The 16,419-nt window shown below is 69.0% G+C and carries 16 protein-coding genes; 4 read left to right on the top strand and 12 right to left on the bottom strand.

Going from position 1 to position 16,419, the window contains the following annotated elements:
- The first annotated feature begins 24 nt into the window (after window positions 1-24).
- Complete coding sequence (locus tag GVO57_RS03340) at window positions 25-918, top strand: ParB/RepB/Spo0J family partition protein (protein WP_160591828.1); 894 nt, start codon at window positions 25-27, stop codon at window positions 916-918.
- Between the two features lie 64 nt (window positions 919-982).
- Here GVO57_RS03340 and holA read toward each other — a convergent pair whose 3' ends face one another.
- Genes holA through GVO57_RS03320 form a run of 4 tightly spaced genes read right to left on the bottom strand, consistent with a single transcriptional unit; the run spans window position 983 to window position 5,526 of the window.
- Entirely contained in the window at window positions 983-2,011 is a 1,029-nt protein-coding gene (gene holA / locus GVO57_RS03335) for a DNA polymerase III subunit delta (protein ID WP_160591826.1), read from the bottom strand.
- Between the two features lie 24 nt (window positions 2,012-2,035).
- Window positions 2,036-2,539 (bottom strand): LPS assembly lipoprotein LptE, encoded by a 504-nt coding sequence (lptE, locus tag GVO57_RS03330; RefSeq protein WP_160591824.1) that lies wholly within the window; start codon window positions 2,537-2,539, stop codon window positions 2,036-2,038.
- Window positions 2,536-5,040, bottom strand: coding sequence for a leucine--tRNA ligase (leuS, locus tag GVO57_RS03325; protein WP_160591822.1), 2,505 nt, complete (start codon window positions 5,038-5,040; stop codon window positions 2,536-2,538). The genes lptE and leuS overlap by 4 nt, the downstream gene beginning before the upstream one ends.
- Window positions 5,041-5,046: 6 nt before the next feature.
- Window positions 5,047-5,526 carry a DUF3576 domain-containing protein gene (locus tag GVO57_RS03320; RefSeq protein WP_160591820.1) on the bottom strand — a complete coding sequence of 160 codons (480 nt, stop codon included), beginning with the start codon at window positions 5,524-5,526 and terminating at the stop codon, window positions 5,047-5,049.
- Between the two features lie 191 nt (window positions 5,527-5,717).
- Here GVO57_RS03320 and GVO57_RS03315 point away from each other — a divergent pair, with 191 nt between their 5' ends.
- Window positions 5,718-6,416, top strand: coding sequence for a porin (locus tag GVO57_RS03315; protein ID WP_233281449.1), 699 nt, complete (start codon window positions 5,718-5,720; stop codon window positions 6,414-6,416).
- A gap of 27 nt (window positions 6,417-6,443) precedes the next feature.
- Here the strand turns inward: GVO57_RS03315 and GVO57_RS03310 are convergent, their stop codons facing one another.
- Window positions 6,444-7,013 carry a thiamine phosphate synthase gene (locus GVO57_RS03310; protein ID WP_160591818.1) on the bottom strand — a complete coding sequence of 190 codons (570 nt, stop codon included), beginning with the start codon at window positions 7,011-7,013 and terminating at the stop codon, window positions 6,444-6,446.
- 53 nt (window positions 7,014-7,066) lie between these two features.
- Here GVO57_RS03310 and GVO57_RS03305 point away from each other — a divergent pair, with 53 nt between their 5' ends.
- Together GVO57_RS03305 and GVO57_RS03300 are read left to right on the top strand one after the other, a co-directional pair.
- Window positions 7,067-7,768 carry a YggS family pyridoxal phosphate-dependent enzyme gene (locus tag GVO57_RS03305; protein WP_160593797.1) on the top strand — a complete coding sequence of 234 codons (702 nt, stop codon included), beginning with the start codon at window positions 7,067-7,069 and terminating at the stop codon, window positions 7,766-7,768.
- Window positions 7,765-8,433: an HAD family hydrolase gene (locus GVO57_RS03300; protein WP_160591816.1), complete on the top strand. Its 669-nt coding sequence runs from the start codon at window positions 7,765-7,767 to the stop codon at window positions 8,431-8,433. Before GVO57_RS03305 ends, GVO57_RS03300 begins: the two co-directional genes overlap by 4 nt.
- 66 nt (window positions 8,434-8,499) lie before the next feature.
- On the opposite strand, the gene ribA is transcribed toward GVO57_RS03300, so the two are convergent.
- The 7 genes from ribA to GVO57_RS03265 form a co-directional block, all read right to left on the bottom strand.
- Window positions 8,500-9,552 carry a GTP cyclohydrolase II gene (gene ribA, locus GVO57_RS03295; RefSeq protein ID WP_233281448.1) on the bottom strand — a complete coding sequence of 351 codons (1,053 nt, stop codon included), beginning with the start codon at window positions 9,550-9,552 and terminating at the stop codon, window positions 8,500-8,502.
- A complete protein-coding gene (locus tag GVO57_RS03290) occupies window positions 9,549-10,340 on the bottom strand; it encodes an exodeoxyribonuclease III (protein ID WP_201752678.1) in 792 nt (263 codons plus the stop codon). Before GVO57_RS03290 ends, ribA begins: the two co-directional genes overlap by 4 nt.
- 198 nt (window positions 10,341-10,538) lie before the next feature.
- Window positions 10,539-11,141, bottom strand: coding sequence for a LolA family protein (locus GVO57_RS03285; protein ID WP_160593794.1), 603 nt, complete (start codon window positions 11,139-11,141; stop codon window positions 10,539-10,541).
- Between the two features lie 149 nt (window positions 11,142-11,290).
- Window positions 11,291-13,210, bottom strand: a complete 1,920-nt coding sequence (locus GVO57_RS03280) for a S9 family peptidase (RefSeq protein ID WP_160591814.1) — start codon at window positions 13,208-13,210, stop codon at window positions 11,291-11,293.
- 102 nt (window positions 13,211-13,312) lie between these two features.
- Complete coding sequence (locus GVO57_RS03275) at window positions 13,313-13,735, bottom strand: hypothetical protein (protein WP_160591812.1); 423 nt, start codon at window positions 13,733-13,735, stop codon at window positions 13,313-13,315.
- On the bottom strand, window positions 13,678-13,995 hold the full coding sequence (locus tag GVO57_RS03270; protein ID WP_160591810.1) for a hypothetical protein: 318 nt from the start codon (window positions 13,993-13,995) through the stop codon (window positions 13,678-13,680). The genes GVO57_RS03275 and GVO57_RS03270 overlap by 58 nt, the downstream gene beginning before the upstream one ends.
- The gene (locus GVO57_RS03265; protein WP_160591809.1) at window positions 13,979-16,294 is read right to left on the bottom strand and encodes an FtsK/SpoIIIE family DNA translocase; all 2,316 of its coding nucleotides are present in this window, start codon (window positions 16,292-16,294) and stop codon (window positions 13,979-13,981) included. Before GVO57_RS03265 ends, GVO57_RS03270 begins: the two co-directional genes overlap by 17 nt.
- Window positions 16,295-16,419 lie beyond the last annotated feature (125 nt).

The following is a 16,419-nucleotide window of genomic DNA, read 5'->3' as shown; positions in this document are numbered from 1 at the left end:
CAGGCGCATGATCGGGGGAAGGGGATGAGCGAGGGCAATCGTAAACGGCCTGCCGGGCTTGGTCGCGGCCTGTCGGCTCTGCTGGGTGAGGCGGTGCGCGAGGAACCGGTCGCGCCCGCTGGCGAGCGGTCGCGCGGAATCCTCATGGTCCCGGTTGCGGAACTGCAGCCGCATCCGGAGCAGCCGCGCCGCCATTTTGACGAGGCGGCGCTCGACGAACTGGCCCGATCGATCGAATCGCGCGGCCTGATCCAGCCCATCGTCGCGCGCCCGTTTGGCGGCGGCTATCAGATCGTCGCCGGCGAACGCCGCTGGCGCGCGGCGCAGCGGGCACGGCTGCATCAGGTGCCGGTGATCGTCCGCGATTTCGACGAGGCCGAAACGCTCGAACTGGCGCTGGTCGAGAATATTCAGCGCGAGGATCTGAACGCCATCGAGGAAGCCGAGGCGTATAAGAAGCTGATCGTCCGTTTCGGCCACAGCCAGGAAGCGCTGGGGCGGATCGTCCACAAAAGCCGCAGCCATATCGCCAATCTGCTGCGCTTGCTCGATCTGCCCGCGCCGGTCCGGGCGGCCGTGGCCGATGGGCGGCTGTCCATGGGCCATGCGCGCGCGTTGATCACGGCCCGCGATCCGGAAAAGCTGGCGCAGATGGTGATCGACAAGGGGCTGTCGGTGCGGGAGACCGAGCGGCTGGCCCGCGATGTCCGCACCGGCGGCACGCCTGCCCAGAGCGCGGCGCCGCGCGTGCAGGCGGCCGATGCCGATATCGCCGCGCTCGAGCGGCAGCTGGGCGATCTGCTGGGCCTGAAGGTCAGGATCAGCCATAGCGGCACCGCCGGCAGCGTCACCCTTGGCTATTCAAGCCTCGATCAGCTCGATCTGATCTGCCAGCGCCTGTCCGGCGAGCGGATCTGACCGGTTAGAGCGGTTTCCAGTCAGGTGGACTCACCTGACGGTTCGGAAAACGCGGCAAACCGCTCTATCGCCGCCGTGCTGCTGCCCGGGCAATGGTCAGCAGCTGTTCGGCTGCGATCAGCCCGGCTGGGCTGCCTGGGGCCATCATCTGTGCGTGAGCGTCGGTCAGCCGGTCGATGATCGTCGCAAGGCCGGGTCCGTCCCACCGCCGCAATGCTGCCTCGATCACTGGTTTATCTTTCCAGAACAAAGACTTGCCAGCCGCCTCCAACGCCGCAGAGATGCTCTGCCGGTCATCCGCCTCAACCCTGAGTGCGGCAAGCTGCAAGACCCGCCGGAATGCCGCCCGGATCACCGCCACCGCCTCCGGCCCGGCGACTGCACCTTGCCGGATCTGATCGGCCACTTGCCGGGCCATGCCGGTCAGCACGGGATCGATGACGTCGAACGGATCAGCGTCCCGGTCATTGGCGATCACCGCCGCAATCGCTTCAGCAGAAACCGTGCGCGGCGTCTGCGCATCGGCGTCGAGATAATCGGCCAGCTTGTCCAGCTCCCGCTCCAGCACCGCCCGGTTGCCGCCGCTCGCCTCGACCAGCGCGCGCGCCCCTTCGCCCGACAGGGTCAGGCCCCTTGCCGCCGCCAGCCCCGTCGCCAGCCGCGCGGCGTCGCCGCCTTCGGGCACATAGCTGGCAAAGGCGAGGGCGTGCGGCGATGCCAGCGCGAGCTTGAGCAGTTTGGATGCAGGCTTGAGCGCACCGGCCAGGATCACCACCGGATTGCCCGCGCGCGGGGCTTCGAGCAGCGCCTCCGCGGCTGCCAGCACCTCATCACCGCTCGCGCGCACGCGGATCCAGCGCGGTCCGCCGAACAGCGACTGGGCGGCGGCCTCGTCGGCCAGCCAGGCCGGGTCGCGGGCCAGCTGCGCGCCATCGGCATCGATCCGGTCGGCATCCGCGCCCAGCCGCGCCCCAACCCGTTCGGCCAGCGCCGCCGATCCCGCCTCGTCAGGGCCGTGAAACAGGAACAGCCGGACCGACTCGTCCAGCCGCTCAATCGCCCGTTCGACATCGGGGCGCTTCGCGGCTTTCATCGCCCGACCATCAACGACGCACCGTCACGGCTTTGCCTGCCGCGACGCGAACAGGGCCACCCGGGCGACAATCTGGTCCGCCACCTCGCCCGCCAGCCGCTCGAGCGCGCTGTTCTCCGCCGCGATGGTCGCATATTCGGACCGGACCACGTCGATGCCGGCATCCGATCCCGCCGTGGCGTCGAGCACCACGGTGCCGCCGTCCAACTCGACCAGCTGGTAACGGGCGCGCAGCGTCCGCCGTTCACGCGTCACGGCATCGTCGGCGCGCACGCCAAAGCCCTCGATCTTGTCCTCAAGCGTCACGTCGAGCCGGTAGCGCGGCTGGGCGCTCGCCGCCCCCGGCAGCCGGTCCTGCAGCGCGCTGCGCACCAGCCAGCCATCGCGCCCCGCAATCGGGCCGATGCTGACATCACCCAGCGCCTGAACGACGCCCGACCCGCCACCCCCGCCATAAAGCGGCCGCAGCCCGCAGCCCGGCAGCAGCATGGCGAGCGCCGCGGCGGCGAAGAGCGCCCACCGGGTCATGCGACGAGATTGACCAGCCGGTCGGGCACGACGATCACCTTGCGCGGCGGCTTGCCGTCAAGAACGCGGGCGACATTGGGCGCGGCGAGCGCCAGCGCCTCGACCGCCTCGCGCGCCTGGCCGCGCGCCACGGTGAGCGTGTCGCGCAGCTTGCCATTGACCTGCACGGCAATGGTCACCTGATCGTCGACCAGCAGCGCCGGATCATGTGCCGGCCAGGCGGCATCGGCCACCAGCCCGTCTTCGCCCAGCAGCGCCCAGGCTTCTTCGGCCAGATGCGGCATCATCGGCGCGACGAGCAGGACGAGCGTGCGGATCGCCATGTTGCGTGCCGCCGACGGCGCGGCCTTTTCAACGGCCCCGGTGAACTCATACAACTTGGCGATCGCCTTGTTGAAGGCAAGCGCCTCGATATCGGCGGCGACGCCCGCGATCGTCTGGTTGCGCCGGCGTTCCAATGCCTCGTCGTCCCCCGTTGCCGCGTCCATCGCCGTCACCAGCCGCCAGACGCGATTGACGAAGCGCGATGCGCCCTCGATGCCGTTGACCGACCATTCAAGGTCACGCTCCGGCGGCGAATCCGACACGACGAACCAGCGCACCGCGTCTGCGCCATAGGCGTCGATGATGCCGGTCGGATCGATGACGTTCTTCTTGGATTTCGACATCTTCTCGACGCGGCCGACAGTTACCGGCTGGCCGTCACGCGTGACGAAGCCGCCGTCGCGTTTCTCGATATCGTCCGGGCTCAGCCATTTGCCGTCCGGGCCCTGATAGGTTTCGTGCGTCACCATGCCCTGGGTGAACAGGCCGGTGAACGGCTCCTTGACGTCAAGACGCCCGATCCGCGCCAGCGCCCGCGTCCAGAACCGGGCATAGAGCAGATGCAGGATCGCATGTTCGACCCCGCCGATATACTGGCCGACCGGCAGCCAGCTTTCGGCCACCGCCTTGTCGAACGGCCGGTCAGCGGGCTGGCTGGCGAAGCGGATGAAATACCAGGAGGAATCGACAAAGGTGTCGAGCGTGTCGGTTTCCCGCCGCGCCTTTGCACCGCATTTGGGGCAGTCGACATGCTTCCAGCTCGGATGGCGGTCGAGCGGATTGCCGGGGATGTCGAAGCTGACATCCTCGGGCAGCACCACGGGCAGCTGATCCTTGGGCACGGGCACCGCGCCGCAATGGTCGCAATGGATGATCGGGATCGGGGTGCCCCAGTAACGCTGGCGGCTGACCCCCCAGTCGCGCAGCCGGAACACGGTTGTTCCCTGTCCCCAGCCGCCGGCCTCTGCGCGTTCGATCACCAGCCGCTTGGCGGCCTCGACCTCCTGCCCGTCAAGGAAGCGCGAGTTTACCAGCCGCCCCGGCCCGGTATAGGCGGTGTCACCGACAAAGACCGGATCGGTCTCGTCCCCGTCCGCGACGACGCGGGTGACCGGCAGGCCGTATTTGCGCGCGAAATCCATGTCGCGCTGGTCGTGCGCCGGCACGCCGAACACCGCCCCGGTGCCGTAATCCATCAGCACGAAGTTCGCGATATGGACGGGCAGGCGCCATTCCGGATCGAACGGATGGGTGGCCGTCAGCCCGGTATCGAATCCCTTTTTCTCCGCTGTTTCCAGCTCGGCCGCGGTCGTGCCGCCGGCGCGGCATTCGGCGATGAAGGCGGCGGCCGCCGGGTTGGTTTCGGCCAGCGCGGCGGCGATCGGATGATCGGCGGCGACAGCGACAAAGCTGGCCCCGAAGATCGTGTCGGGCCGGGTGGTGAACACCTCGACCGTGCCGCCCGACGACAGGGCGAAGCGGAATTGCAGCCCCTGGCTGCGGCCGATCCAGTTTTCCTGCATCAGCCGGACCTTTTCGGGCCAATGTTCGAGCGTCTGCAGCCCGTCGATCAGCTCGTCGGCGAAATCGGTGATCTTCAGAAACCACTGGCTGAGCTTGCGCTTTTCGACGAGCGCGCCCGAGCGCCAGCCCCGACCGTCGATCACCTGTTCATTGGCGAGCACCGTCTGGTCGACCGGATCCCAGTTGACCGCCGATTCCTTGCGATAGACCAGCCCATGTTCGAACAGGTCGAGGAACAGCGCCTGTTCCTGGCCATAATATTCGGGCTCGCAGGTTGCGAGTTCGCGGCTCCAGTCGAGCGCGAAACCCAGCGATTTCAGCTGGTCGCGCATCGTGGCGATGTTCGCCCGCGTCCAGGTGCCGGGATGCACGCCCTTTTCCATCGCGGCATTTTCAGCCGGCATGCCAAAGGCGTCCCAGCCCATCGGATGCAGCACTTCCATGCCCTGCATCCGGCGGAACCGCGCCAGCACGTCGCCCATCGTATAGTTGCGGACATGGCCCATATGGATGCGCCCCGAGGGATAGGGGAACATCTCGAGCACATAGCTTTTGGGCTTCGGGCTGTCGTCCGACGCATGGAAGGTGCCGCGTTCGGCCCAGACCTTCTGCCAGCGTGCATCGGCCGCCCGCGGATTGAAGCGCGCGGTCATCGGGATTTACTCGGCAATGGTGGCGCGGCGCAGGTCGCGCGCCCGCGTCAGGATGATGTCTTCCAGCTTCTGCACGGTCGCCGCCTGCACGGGCGCATCGACCCATTGGCCGTTCTGCAGCGTCTGGCGCGATGCGGCGACGCGCAGCCCGTCGGCGCGCAGATCCTGGTCGAGAATGGTGACGGTCACCTTCATCCGCTCGCTCTGCGCGGCCGGGTTCACATACCAGTCGGTGACGATCACGCCGCCATTGGAATCGGTCTGCACCAGCGGCATGAACGACAGCGTCTCAAGCGCCGCGCGCCACAGATAGGCGTTGACGCCGATCGTCGTCACCTTGGATGCGGCGATGTCCGCCTCGCGGCTGCGGTCCTTCTTGCTGCCGCCGCCCAGGCCCTTGGACAGATCGTCCTTGATCCACTGGCATCCCGCCAGGCTCAGGGATGCGGTCAACAGCAACGCGGCGGCACGGCTCAAGCGCGGCATTCTTTTTCCTCAGGATCGGGGCTTATGGCGTTTGCGCCGTTATAGGCTCTGGCCCCGCCCCCGCAAGCGTCCCTGCCATGCCGGTGCTGTGGGCTTGCGGCCACACCTGCCGGGAAAGCGACTCCGGGCGGTGGCAAAGCCGAAAAACATCATATAGTTGAAAATATGAACCGGGAGCATTTGGACAGCTGATGGCAATGAGTCGGAACTGGTGGATTGCGGGGGGCGCGGCACTTGCCGTCGTCGGCGCCGCGATGTCGCCGGTTTTTGGCGCGCCCCATGCCGCTGCCGAACGTCCCGTCCGGCTGAGCGCCCGGGGCGGCATCGGCTCCTTCACGCCGGCCGCCGCCGATCCGCGCGTCGCCGCCGCGCTCGCCCGGGCCGGGCTCAGCCATAGCGGATTCCGCTTCACGCCGGCGGCGATCGGCACCGGCAACCGGTCGGTCACCGTCGCCGTCCGCGCCGCATCCAATGCCGGGCGCACCGACGGCACACGCACGGCCGGCACCGTCATCCTGACGCCTATCGCCTATAATCTGGGCGTGGCCGTGGGCTGGAAACGCTTTGCCCTGTCGGGTGATGTCGCCCGCATCGACACCGCCGGAATGCCCGGCAGCCGTGAGCGCGTCGATCTCGGCCTCAGCTACAACGCCCCGCGCTGGAGCGGCCGCATTCAGGTGGAGCGTGACCGGCCGATGGATCCGGTGTCGAAGCTGACCGGTGGCCAGTCGACCTCGTTCGATCTGGGCGGCTCCTATCGCATCGCGCGCAACATCGATGTGACGGCGGGCGTGCGCTACCGCGCCGAGGACCGCGACCGGCTGAAGCTGGTCGACGATCGCCGGCGTGACGCGCAGGCGGTCTATATCGGCACCGCGTTCAAGTTCTGATCCGCGCGGGTGTTCCGCGCCCGGCATTCAACGCGCTTGCGCGCCCCAGCCATCGATCCCGGCCCAGCCATGCGCGCCCAGGGCGGCCAGCCGCCGCGCCCGGTCTGACGTCATGCCGCCAAGTGCGATCACCGGCAGCCGCGCATGCCGGGCCAGCAGGCCGAAGCGCACCGGCCCCAGCGTCGCGGCACCAGGGTGGGAGCGGGTGGCAAAGACCGGCGACAGCAGCACCTGATCGGCCCCGCGCCGGGCTGCGGCCACCAGCTCCGCCCGGTCATGCGCGGTCGCCAGTTCGATCAGCTGCCGGTGCGCCCGCCGGGGATGCTGGTAGACACCGTCGAGCCGGAGGCGCACCGCGTCCTCTGCCGGCCCGGCCAGCACGACGGTCAGGCCGCGCCGCCGCGCAAGGGCGCGGATACGGGTGATCAGCGCGCCGCGCGCCCCGGCATCCAGCCCGTAATGGCGCACCACGACGCCCGCGCCGCGCTGCAGCCGCGCCAGCGCCGGCCACAGCGCCGCGCCCTGCCGTTCGTCGGTGAGCAGCCAGCAGCGCGGCAGGGGACGGGACCGGGGCAAAGGGCGGTGGCGTTCGGGCATGGGCCTATCCTATAGCAGCGGCCATGACCCTTGCCGCAACGCCCCCCGGCGACATGCCTCCAGCCCCGCCCTCAACCCCGCCCGCAACCTCGGCGGACAGCCCCGCCGCGCGGCTGGCCGCCGTGCAGCAGCGCATTGCCCGTGCCGCCAAAGTCGCGCGGCACGACTTGGCCGACATCGCGCTCATTGCCGTGTCCAAAACCCATGAGGCCGAGGCGATCCGCCCGCTGATCGCCGCCGGCCAGCGCCGGTTCGGCGAAAACCGCGTGCAGGAAGCGGCGGCGAAATGGCCGGCGCTGCGCGCCGAGCATGACGGGATCGAGCTGCATCTTGTCGGCCAGCTGCAATCGAACAAGGCCGACGAGGCGGTGGCGCTGTTCGACGCGATCCATGCGCTCGATCGCCCGTCGCTGGTGACCGCGCTGGCGCGCGCGATCGACCGGGCGGGGCGCGCGCCGACGCTGTTCGTGCAGGTCAATATCGGCGATGAGCCGCAAAAGGGCGGCTGTGCGGTCGCCGATCTGCCGGGCCTGCTCGGCGAGGCGCGGGGCGCGGGGCTGGCACCGGCCGGGCTGATGTGCGTGCCGCCGCTGGGCGTCGAGCCGGCACCTTATTTCGCGCTGCTCGCCAAAATCGCGCGCGACCATGGCCTGCCGCTGCTGAGCATGGGCATGTCGGACGATTTCGAGACCGCCGTGACGCTGGGCGCGACCCATGTCCGTGTTGGCTCCGCACTGTTCGGGCCGCGCGCATGAGGTTCGATGCGATCATCTTCGATTTCGACGGGGTGCTGATCGAAAGCGAATATGTCGGCAATGCCCATCTGGCCGGGCTGCTGACCGAACTTGGCCATCCGGTGTCGGTCGAGGATGCGCTGACGCGTTTTTCCGGCCTGTCGGGACAGGCATTTTACGACGCGATCGAGGCGCATATCGGCCACAGACTGCCCGAGGGGTTCCATCAGGGCCGTGCCGAGGAAGACGCCCGCGTGCTGCGCGAGGGGCTGGAGGCGGTGGCCGGGGCGGTCGATTTCGTCCGCGATCTTCCCACCGATCTGCCGCGCGCCATCGCATCGTCCAGCCGGGTCAACTGGATCGCCACCCATCTGGCGCATCTGGGGCTGGCCGATGCGTTCGGCGACCGGCTGTTCAGCGGGCGCGAACATGTCGCGCGCGGCAAGCCGGCCCCGGATATCTATCTGCACGCCGCCCGCGCGCTGGGCGTCGACATCGCCCGCACCGTCATCCTCGAGGATTCAGAGGTCGGCGCGACCGGCGCGGTCGCATCGGGCGCGCATGTGATCGGGCTGGCCGCCGGCAGCCACTGCCTTGACGGGCATGACGCGCGGCTGCGGGCGCGCGGCGTGCATGCGGTGGCCCATGATTTCCACGAGGTGCGCCGGCTGATCGGCATGATCTGATCCGACCGGGCTAATCGCGCCGCATTTTCCGAGCCGTCAGGTGATTCCACCTGACTGGAAACCGCTCTAGAGCTGGTGGCCGGTCCGGTCCCGCTTGGTGTCGAGATAGCGGGCATTGTGCGGATTGGGCGTCATCCGGTGGGGCACGCGCTCGACCACGTCGATGCCTGCCCGGCCCAGTTCGGCGACCTTGTCGGGATTGTTGGTCATCAGCCGCACCCGCGTCTGGCCGAGCAACGTCAGCATCCGCGCCGCGACGCGGAAATCGCGCGCATCGACGGCAAAGCCCAGCCGGACATTGGCATCGACCGTGTCGAAGCCCTGATCCTGCAGCGCATAGGCGCGCAGCTTGTTGACGATGCCGATACCGCGCCCTTCCTGGCGCAGATAGAGCAGGATGCCCCAGCCCGATCCGGCCATGGCCTGAAGTGCGGCCTGAAGCTGCGGCCCGCAATCGCATTTGAGCGATCCGAACACGTCGCCGGTCAGGCATTCGCTGTGCAGCCTCACGAGCGGTGGCGTGCCGTCGGGCTGGCCGATCACCAGCGCGACATGGACATCGCCGCCATCGGCCGAGCGGAAGGCGACGATTTCCGCCCCCTCCGCCGCCGATACGGGCAGCCGCGCCCGGGTGGCGATGTGCAGATTGGCGGCATCCTCGGCAGCGGCGATGTCCGCCGGGCTGAGCGCGTCGGCGCTGGCCTCCGCCTCCCTGACGAAAAATGCCGGCAGCAGCCCGGCGATCCGCGCCAGTTCGAGCGCCGCCGCCGCCAGTTGGGGCGACGTGACCGGGATCGCCCGGAACGGTCCCTTGAGCGGCGTCGACAGGTCGAGCGCCGGATCGGCAAGCGCCACCGCGACATCGAAATCGATCCAGGGCGCGCGCATCACCTGCACCGCCTGGCCGGGCGTGGCCGCCGCCGCCTGGTTGGCGAGCCTGAGCGTCGCCGCCCGGCTGGCCGACAGCAGCAGATCGGCCCGGTGATCGGGGTCGAACGCCGCCAGCCGCGTGGCATCGGCCGTTTCGACGGGCAGCAGCGCGATCGCCTGCCCGTCTGCGCCGATCACGACGGGCCAGCCCCGGCGCAGCCCGTCAATCGCCCGCGCCGCGGCGCTCAAAAGCGGAACTCCGTCACCAGCGGGACATGGTCGGAGGGCTTTTCCCAGCCCCGGCAGGGTTCGTGGACGCGGTGCGCAACCGCGGTCGCGGCCAGATCGGGGCTGGCCCACATGTGATCGAGCCGCCGGCCACGGTCGGACGCCGCCCAGTCGCGCGCGCGGTAGCTCCACCAGCTGTAATAACGCGCCGGGGCGGGGATGAACCGGCGGCCCAGATCCACCCAGCCATGCGCATCCTGCAGCCGCGTCAGCGCCTCGACCTCGATGGGCGTGTGGCTGACCACGTCGAGCAGCTGCTTGTGGCTCCACACATCGCTTTCCAGCGGCGCGATGTTGAAATCGCCGACCATGATCGTCGGCGCGTCGACCGTTTCCGACCAGCGCGTCATCCGCGCGATGAAATCCAGCTTCTGGCCGAATTTGGGGTTGAGCTCGCGGTCGGGAACGTCGCCCCCGGCGGGCACATAGACATTTTCCAGCCTGACGCCGTTGGGCAGGCGCACGCCCAGATGCCGGGCCTCGCCATTGTCCTGCCAGTCATGGCGCATGTCGGCGGTCAGCGGCACGCGGCTGATGATCGCGACGCCGTGATGCATCCGCTGGCCATTGAGCAGCACATGGGGATAGCCGAGCGCCGCGAACGCGGCGGCGGGAAAGCTGCTATCCTCGACCTTGGTTTCCTGCAGGCACAAGATGTCGGGCGATTCCTCGGCCAGGAAGCGTTCGACAATGGCCAGCCGGAAGCGGACCGAGTTGATGTTCCACGAGGCGAGTTTCAGGCTGTCCATCGCTGCCGAGCAATAAGGAGCCGGGCCGGGTTCGACAAGGAAAGACCCCCGCTCCGGGGGCGTGGAGCGGGGGCCGACCGAGCGTCATCACGCTGGCGGGTCAGAGGCTTGGGGCGGGGAACAGGGGGAAGTCCCGCCGGGCTCTTTGACCACGAAGCCAATCTAGCAGGCCAAGCTGTCGCTGCGATGAATGGGTGTTCAGCGCTGCCGGTCGCGGCGCGGATCGGTGAAACGGAACAGCGTGTCGCTGAGCGGCGGGTTGAGCCGCTGGTTGGCGAGCCGGACTGTCGTGCGGTTGTTCTGCGCGTCGAGCGCCACCCAGCCCTGCAGCAACAGCCCGCCGGGCGCGTCGCCGCGCTGGGTGAAGGCCAGGGTGATCGCGCCATATTCGGGATGCTTGGGGTCGCGGACCAGCACGTTCACCACATCGGACTGGCCGGACGGGACGATGCGCGCGACCCGCGACAGATCCTTGCGCGGATCGAGCAGCACGCCGAGCGGCGACCCGCCGATCGGCCAGCGCGACACCTGCCGCACCTGATAGTCGACAAAGCTGAGCGCGCGCCCGTCGCTGACGACGAGCAGCGGCACGCCCGGCGCATACTGGAACCGGATCTTGCCCGGCTGCTTGAGCGACAGCGTGCCGGTCAGCGTCTTGCCGGTGCGGTCGGTCTGGGTGAAATCGGCGGTCATCGCCGCCAGCCCGCGCAGATGCGCGCCGACCCGGGCAAGATCGCCGCCCGGCTGGGCAGGCGCCTGTGCTTGGGCAGCCGCCATAGCGGGAACCAGCAGGGCCGGCATGACGCCCGTCAGGGCAAGCCGCAGGGCCGGGCGCAGGCAATGGCGCAGAAACTGGCGGGGGCGCAGCGACATGATTTCTCCTGTAGCGGGGGGCGGGCCGACCCTGGCCCGGCACCGTTGAACCGGCGCTGAACCCCCCGCAAACGGCCTTATTTCAGCAGATTCTGATCCCAGAACATCAGCGTGGTCCACATCAGATAGTCCTGGTTCGCCTTTTTGGCGAAGCCATGGCCCTCGTCGGCGGCCAGCAGGTGCCAGGCGGTCCGGCCCTTGGCGCGCACCGCCTTGACGATCTGGTCCGCCTCCGACGCCGGGACGCGGGGATCATTACCGCCGGTCACGACCATCAGCGGGATGCGCAGCTCGTCCACCCGGGTCATCGGCGAGATCTCGATCAGCTTCTGCCGCTGCTTGGGGTCGCGTTCGTCGCCATATTCGACGCGGCGCAGATCGCGGCGATAGCCCTGGGTGTTTTCGAGGAAGGTGACGAAGTTCGAGATCGCGACCGTGCACTGGGCGGCCTTGAACCGGTCGCCGAAGCGGATCGCGCTCGCATAGCACATATAGCCGCCATAAGAGCCGCCCGACACGCCGAACCGCGCCGGATCGAGCCCGGCATCGCGGCCGAGCACGTCGAGGAATGCGCCGATGTCGCGCACCGAATCCTCGCGCTTGAACGGCCCGTTGTCGAGCGACACGAATGTCTTGCCGAAGCCGGTCGAGCCGCGGACATTGGGGAAGAATAGGGCGACGCCCAGTTCGTTGAGATAATAATTGTTCCGCCCCAGAAAACCGGGCTGGGACTGGCCTTCCGGCCCGCCATGGATCGAAAAGATCAGCGGCCGCCGCCCGGGGAAGCGCGCCGGATCGGGGCGGTAGAGAAAGCCCGACACCTCAAGCCCGTCAAAGCTCCTGACCGTCACCAGCTCCGCCGGGCGGTTGCGCGCCGGATCGAGTCCGCCGGTCTCGCTCTGCGTCCAGCGGGTGACGGCGAGCGTCGCGGGATCGACCGCATACATGTCGGCCGATGCGGTTGCGGAACTGAGCGTCAGGCCGATCATGCCCCAGGGCGCGATCTCGATGCCGCCCGCCACGCCCTGCGGCAGGGCGTCGACGGTGCGCACGGCGCGCGTCCGCGTGTCGAGGATGCGCAGCCGGCTGGCCCCCGCCTCGTTGACCAGATAGGCGATGAAGCTGCCATCGGCGGCAATGTCGAACCCGTCGACATCCCAGCGCGGTTCGGGCGACACCGGGGTGAACCGGCCGGTCGCGGGATCGAGCGTGCCGAGCCGCTGGAAATCCGATCCGTCGTCGGACGTCACCCACAACACCCCGTCGGGGGCGAATTTCGCGCCCGAATAGGCGATGTCGCGGCGATGATCGCCGATCGGCGTCATCGCCCCGCTGGCCAGATCCATGCGGAACAGGTTTGTCTTGGTGACCGACACATATTGGGCGACGATCGCGCTTTTCCCGTCGGGCGCGAAATCGGCGACCGCCCAGCCGCCGCCCTTGACCTGGGCGACCATGCGGTCGGTCGCCGGATCGCGCGGGTCCATCACATAGAGGTCCGAATCCGTGCCGTTCCGCCGTGTCGAGCTATAGGCGATCAGCCGCCCGTCATGGCTCCATGCGTTGAGCGAATTGCGGCTCTTGCCGTCGGTCAGCAGCTTCAGCCGTCCATCGGCGAGCGTATAGAGCTGCCAGAACTCGCTGCCGCCGACATCCTTCTGGACGACGGTGACATCGCCCCGCCCGCGCGCGACCGACACGCCGGCAATCGCATCGGCTTCAAAGCTGATCTGCGTGCGCGCGCCCATCGGCTGCGCCACTTCATGGATCTGCGGCACATTGCCGAACCGGGTGGTGATCAGCGCCGACCGCCGCGTCGGGTGCCACGCCCTAAACGCGCCCGAACGGACCTCCAGATAGGGGCGGGTCTGGTCGGCAAGCGCGGCGGGGACGGCGGGGATGCCATCGGCGGTCAGCGCCTCGGGCTTTGCCGCGGTTTGCGCGACGGCGGCGCTCGCGGTCAGCGCGGCGCAGCCAAGCAGCACGGTTTTGAACATGATCCCTCCCTTCTGTGTGTCTGAGTTCTGGTTCGGGCCAAGGCGTAGAATGTGGCGCTGCGGCTGTCGATGCGGCCCTCGTCGATGCATATTCTGCTCTTGCTAGCGGCAGCCAGCCGGCCGCCGCTCGGTCAGCCGCCATTCGGGCACTGCGGCAACGAGATACCAGTTCCTGGTGTCGTCGGTTGACCGCCCGCCCAGCGGTCCGCCGCCGGTCACTTTGAAGGACAGGCAGGTCTCGCCATGCCAGACCAGGTCTGCCGGCTCGCCATTGCCGGTCACGACCGCGCGGACCGGCAGGTCGCTGCCGACCGGCCACAGCCGCACCCAGCCGCCATTGCCGCCCGCATGGTCGATGAACGCGCTCGCGAAATAACGCCCCGAGGGCGCGAACACCGGCCGTTCGCCGGTCTGGATCCCCGCGCCGATCCTGTCGATGACCATGTAATCCATGCCCTCGTAGAAACTCAGCCGGATGCCGAACAGGCGCTCAGCCGCCCAGACCCGGTCGAGCGTATAGACCACGCAGCTGTCGGGCAGGGCCGCGCAATCGCTGCTTTCCAGCCTTTCCCACCCCGGTCGGTGCGCAGCTCGAGCACCGGCCCGGTGCGCCGGACCAGATCGGCATGGCGGGCGATCAGCGCCGCCTCATCCGCCGATGCTGCGCCCGGTTGCGGCTGGGGGCTGGCCGGAGCCGCTGTCGCCGGCTGGGCGGCGGCGGGTGCCGCGCCGAACGGGGCGCTCAGCGCCGCCGCAATCGCAATCAGATCAGACCGGATTGCCATCGGTGTCGATCAGCACTTCGCGGCGGCCGACATGGTCCGGCCGCCCGACCTTGCCCTCTTTTTCCATCCGCTCGATCAGCCGGGCGGCGCTGTTATAGCCGATGCGCAGCTGGCGCTGGACATAGGAGGTCGAGGCCTTCTGGCTTTCCGCCACGATCTGCACGGCGCGGCGATAGAGCTGGTCTTCCGGGCTGTCGTCGCCCGACGGCGCGCCATCGAGTTCGAAGCCGCCATCCTCCGGCTCCTCGGTGACGGCCTGGATGTAATCGGGCTTGCCCTGTGCACGCCAGTGATCGGCAATGGCGCGCACCTCGTCGTCCGACACGAACGGGCCATGGACGCGGGCGATCTGCTTGCCGCCGGGCATATAGAGCATGTCGCCCTTGCCGAGCAGCTGCTCGGCCCCCTGTTCGCCCAGGATGGTGCGCGAATCGATCTTGGAGGTGACCTGGAAGCTGATCCGCGTCGGCAGGTTCGCCTTGATGACCCCGGTGATGACATCGACCGAGGGGCGCTGCGTCGCCATGATCAGATGGATGCCCGCCGCGCGCGCCTTCTGCGCCAGCCGCTGGATCAGGAACTCCACTTCCTTGCCCGCGGTCATCATCAGGTCGGCTAGCTCGTCGACGATCACGACGATCTGCGGCAGCGGTTCATAGACCAGCTGCTCTTCCTCATAGAGCGGCTGGCCGGTCTCGGCGTCATAGCCGGTCTGCACGCGGCGGCCGAGCGGCTGGCCCTTGGCCTTGGCGAGCCGCACCTTCTCGTTGAAGCTGGCAAGCGAGCGCACCGAGACCGAGGCCATCATCCGGTAGCGTTCCTCCATCTGCTCGACCGCCCAGCGCAGCGCGCGGATCGCCTTGGGCGGTTCGGTGACCACCGGGGCGAGCAGATGGGGAATGTCGTCATAGATGCTGAGTTCGAGCATCTTGGGATCGATCATGATCATCCGGCACTGGTCCGGCGTCAGCCGGTAGAGCAGCGACAGGATCATCGCGTTCAGGCCGACCGACTTGCCCGACCCGGTGGTGCCCGCGACCAGCAAATGCGGCATCGGGGCCAGATCGGCGATCACCGGATCGCCGGCGATGTTCTTGCCCAGGATGATCGGCAGCGATCCCGCCTGGTCGGCAAAGGCGCTGCTGGCGACCAGTTCATGCAGCACCACCGCCTCGCGCTTCTGGTTGGGCAGCTCGATCCCGATTACCGTGCGGCCCGGGATCGTCGCGACGCGCGCCGACAGCGCCGACATGTTGCGGGCGATGTCGTCGGCCAGCTGGATCACGCGGCTAGCCTTGATGCCGGCGGCGGGCTCCAGCTCATACATGGTGACGACCGGGCCGGGCCGGACCTCGACGATCGAGCCCTTTACGTGGAAATCGTCGAGCACGCTTTCGAGCAGCCGGGCATTGCGTTCGAGCGCCGCGGTGTCGAGCGTGCCGCCGCTTGCCGGCGGGGCCGGGCGCAGCAGGTCGAGCGGGGGCAGGGCGTAACGGTCCTTGAGGTCAAGGCTTGCCTGGACCGGCGGCTGGGGGCGCGGGTCCTTGTCCTTTTTCTCAGGCACCGAGATCACCGGCGGCGGCCGGTGGTCCGCCTCGACCGGCCGGCGCTTTTCCGCCGGGGCGCGCGGGCGCTTGACCGGGGCGGGCGTGTCGTCGTGCCAGATCTCGTCATCCATTTCCGGCCGGGTGCGCCGCCGCAGCAGCCAGGCGCGCTCCATCTCGTCAAGCTCGAGGCACAGGGTCCAGACGATCAGCCCGGCCAGCCCGGTGACGGCGACCAGGCCTGCCCCGGTCCAGCCGCGCACCGCCGGGTCGGCAATCGCCGACAGGCCAAGCTGGCCAAGCTGCGCGCCGAGATGGCCGAGCACGCCGCCAACCCCCGCCGGCAGGCCCGGAATGGCCCCCGGGCGGATGCCGGTCGCCGCCGCGCCGATCAGCGCGATGCCGACCAGCGCGACCGGCAGGTTGCGCCGCCAGCGCCCGACCGCGCGGTCATGATAGAGGCGCAGCGCCATCAGGCCGAGCATCGGCAGCATCAGGCCGATCGCCGGGCCGAAGCCGGTCAGCAACAGGTCGGCGGCCCATGCGCCGGGGGTGCCGATCCAATTGCCGGGGGCCCCGCCGGCGGCGGTGTTGAGCGCCGCGTCACTGGGACGGTAGCTGATCAGCGCGAGCGCGAGCAGCAGCGCGAGCGCCGCCAGCGCCACCGCGCCGGCCACCGCCGCGCCGCGCTGCACGCCGCGCGCCACCGCCTGGCGCCAGCCGGGCATGTCCTCGTCCGCCACCTGTGTCGCCATCGCCCTCATCTCCCGCGTCCATCGCCCGCGCCGCGCCTGCGCGCCACCGAGACGATGGGGCGGCTTTGTGCGCGAAATGTTCCCGGCCCTGCCCATGTCGCCCAGCCGGACTCGGTCGTCAAGTT

It is taken from the genome of Sphingomonas changnyeongensis, from assembly GCF_009913435.1.
GTDB classification, from domain to species: domain Bacteria; phylum Pseudomonadota; class Alphaproteobacteria; order Sphingomonadales; family Sphingomonadaceae; genus Sphingomonas_B; species Sphingomonas_B changnyeongensis.
The sequence above is the reverse complement of the archived record's forward strand: the minus strand, read 5'-3'. Positions and strand labels throughout refer to the sequence as shown.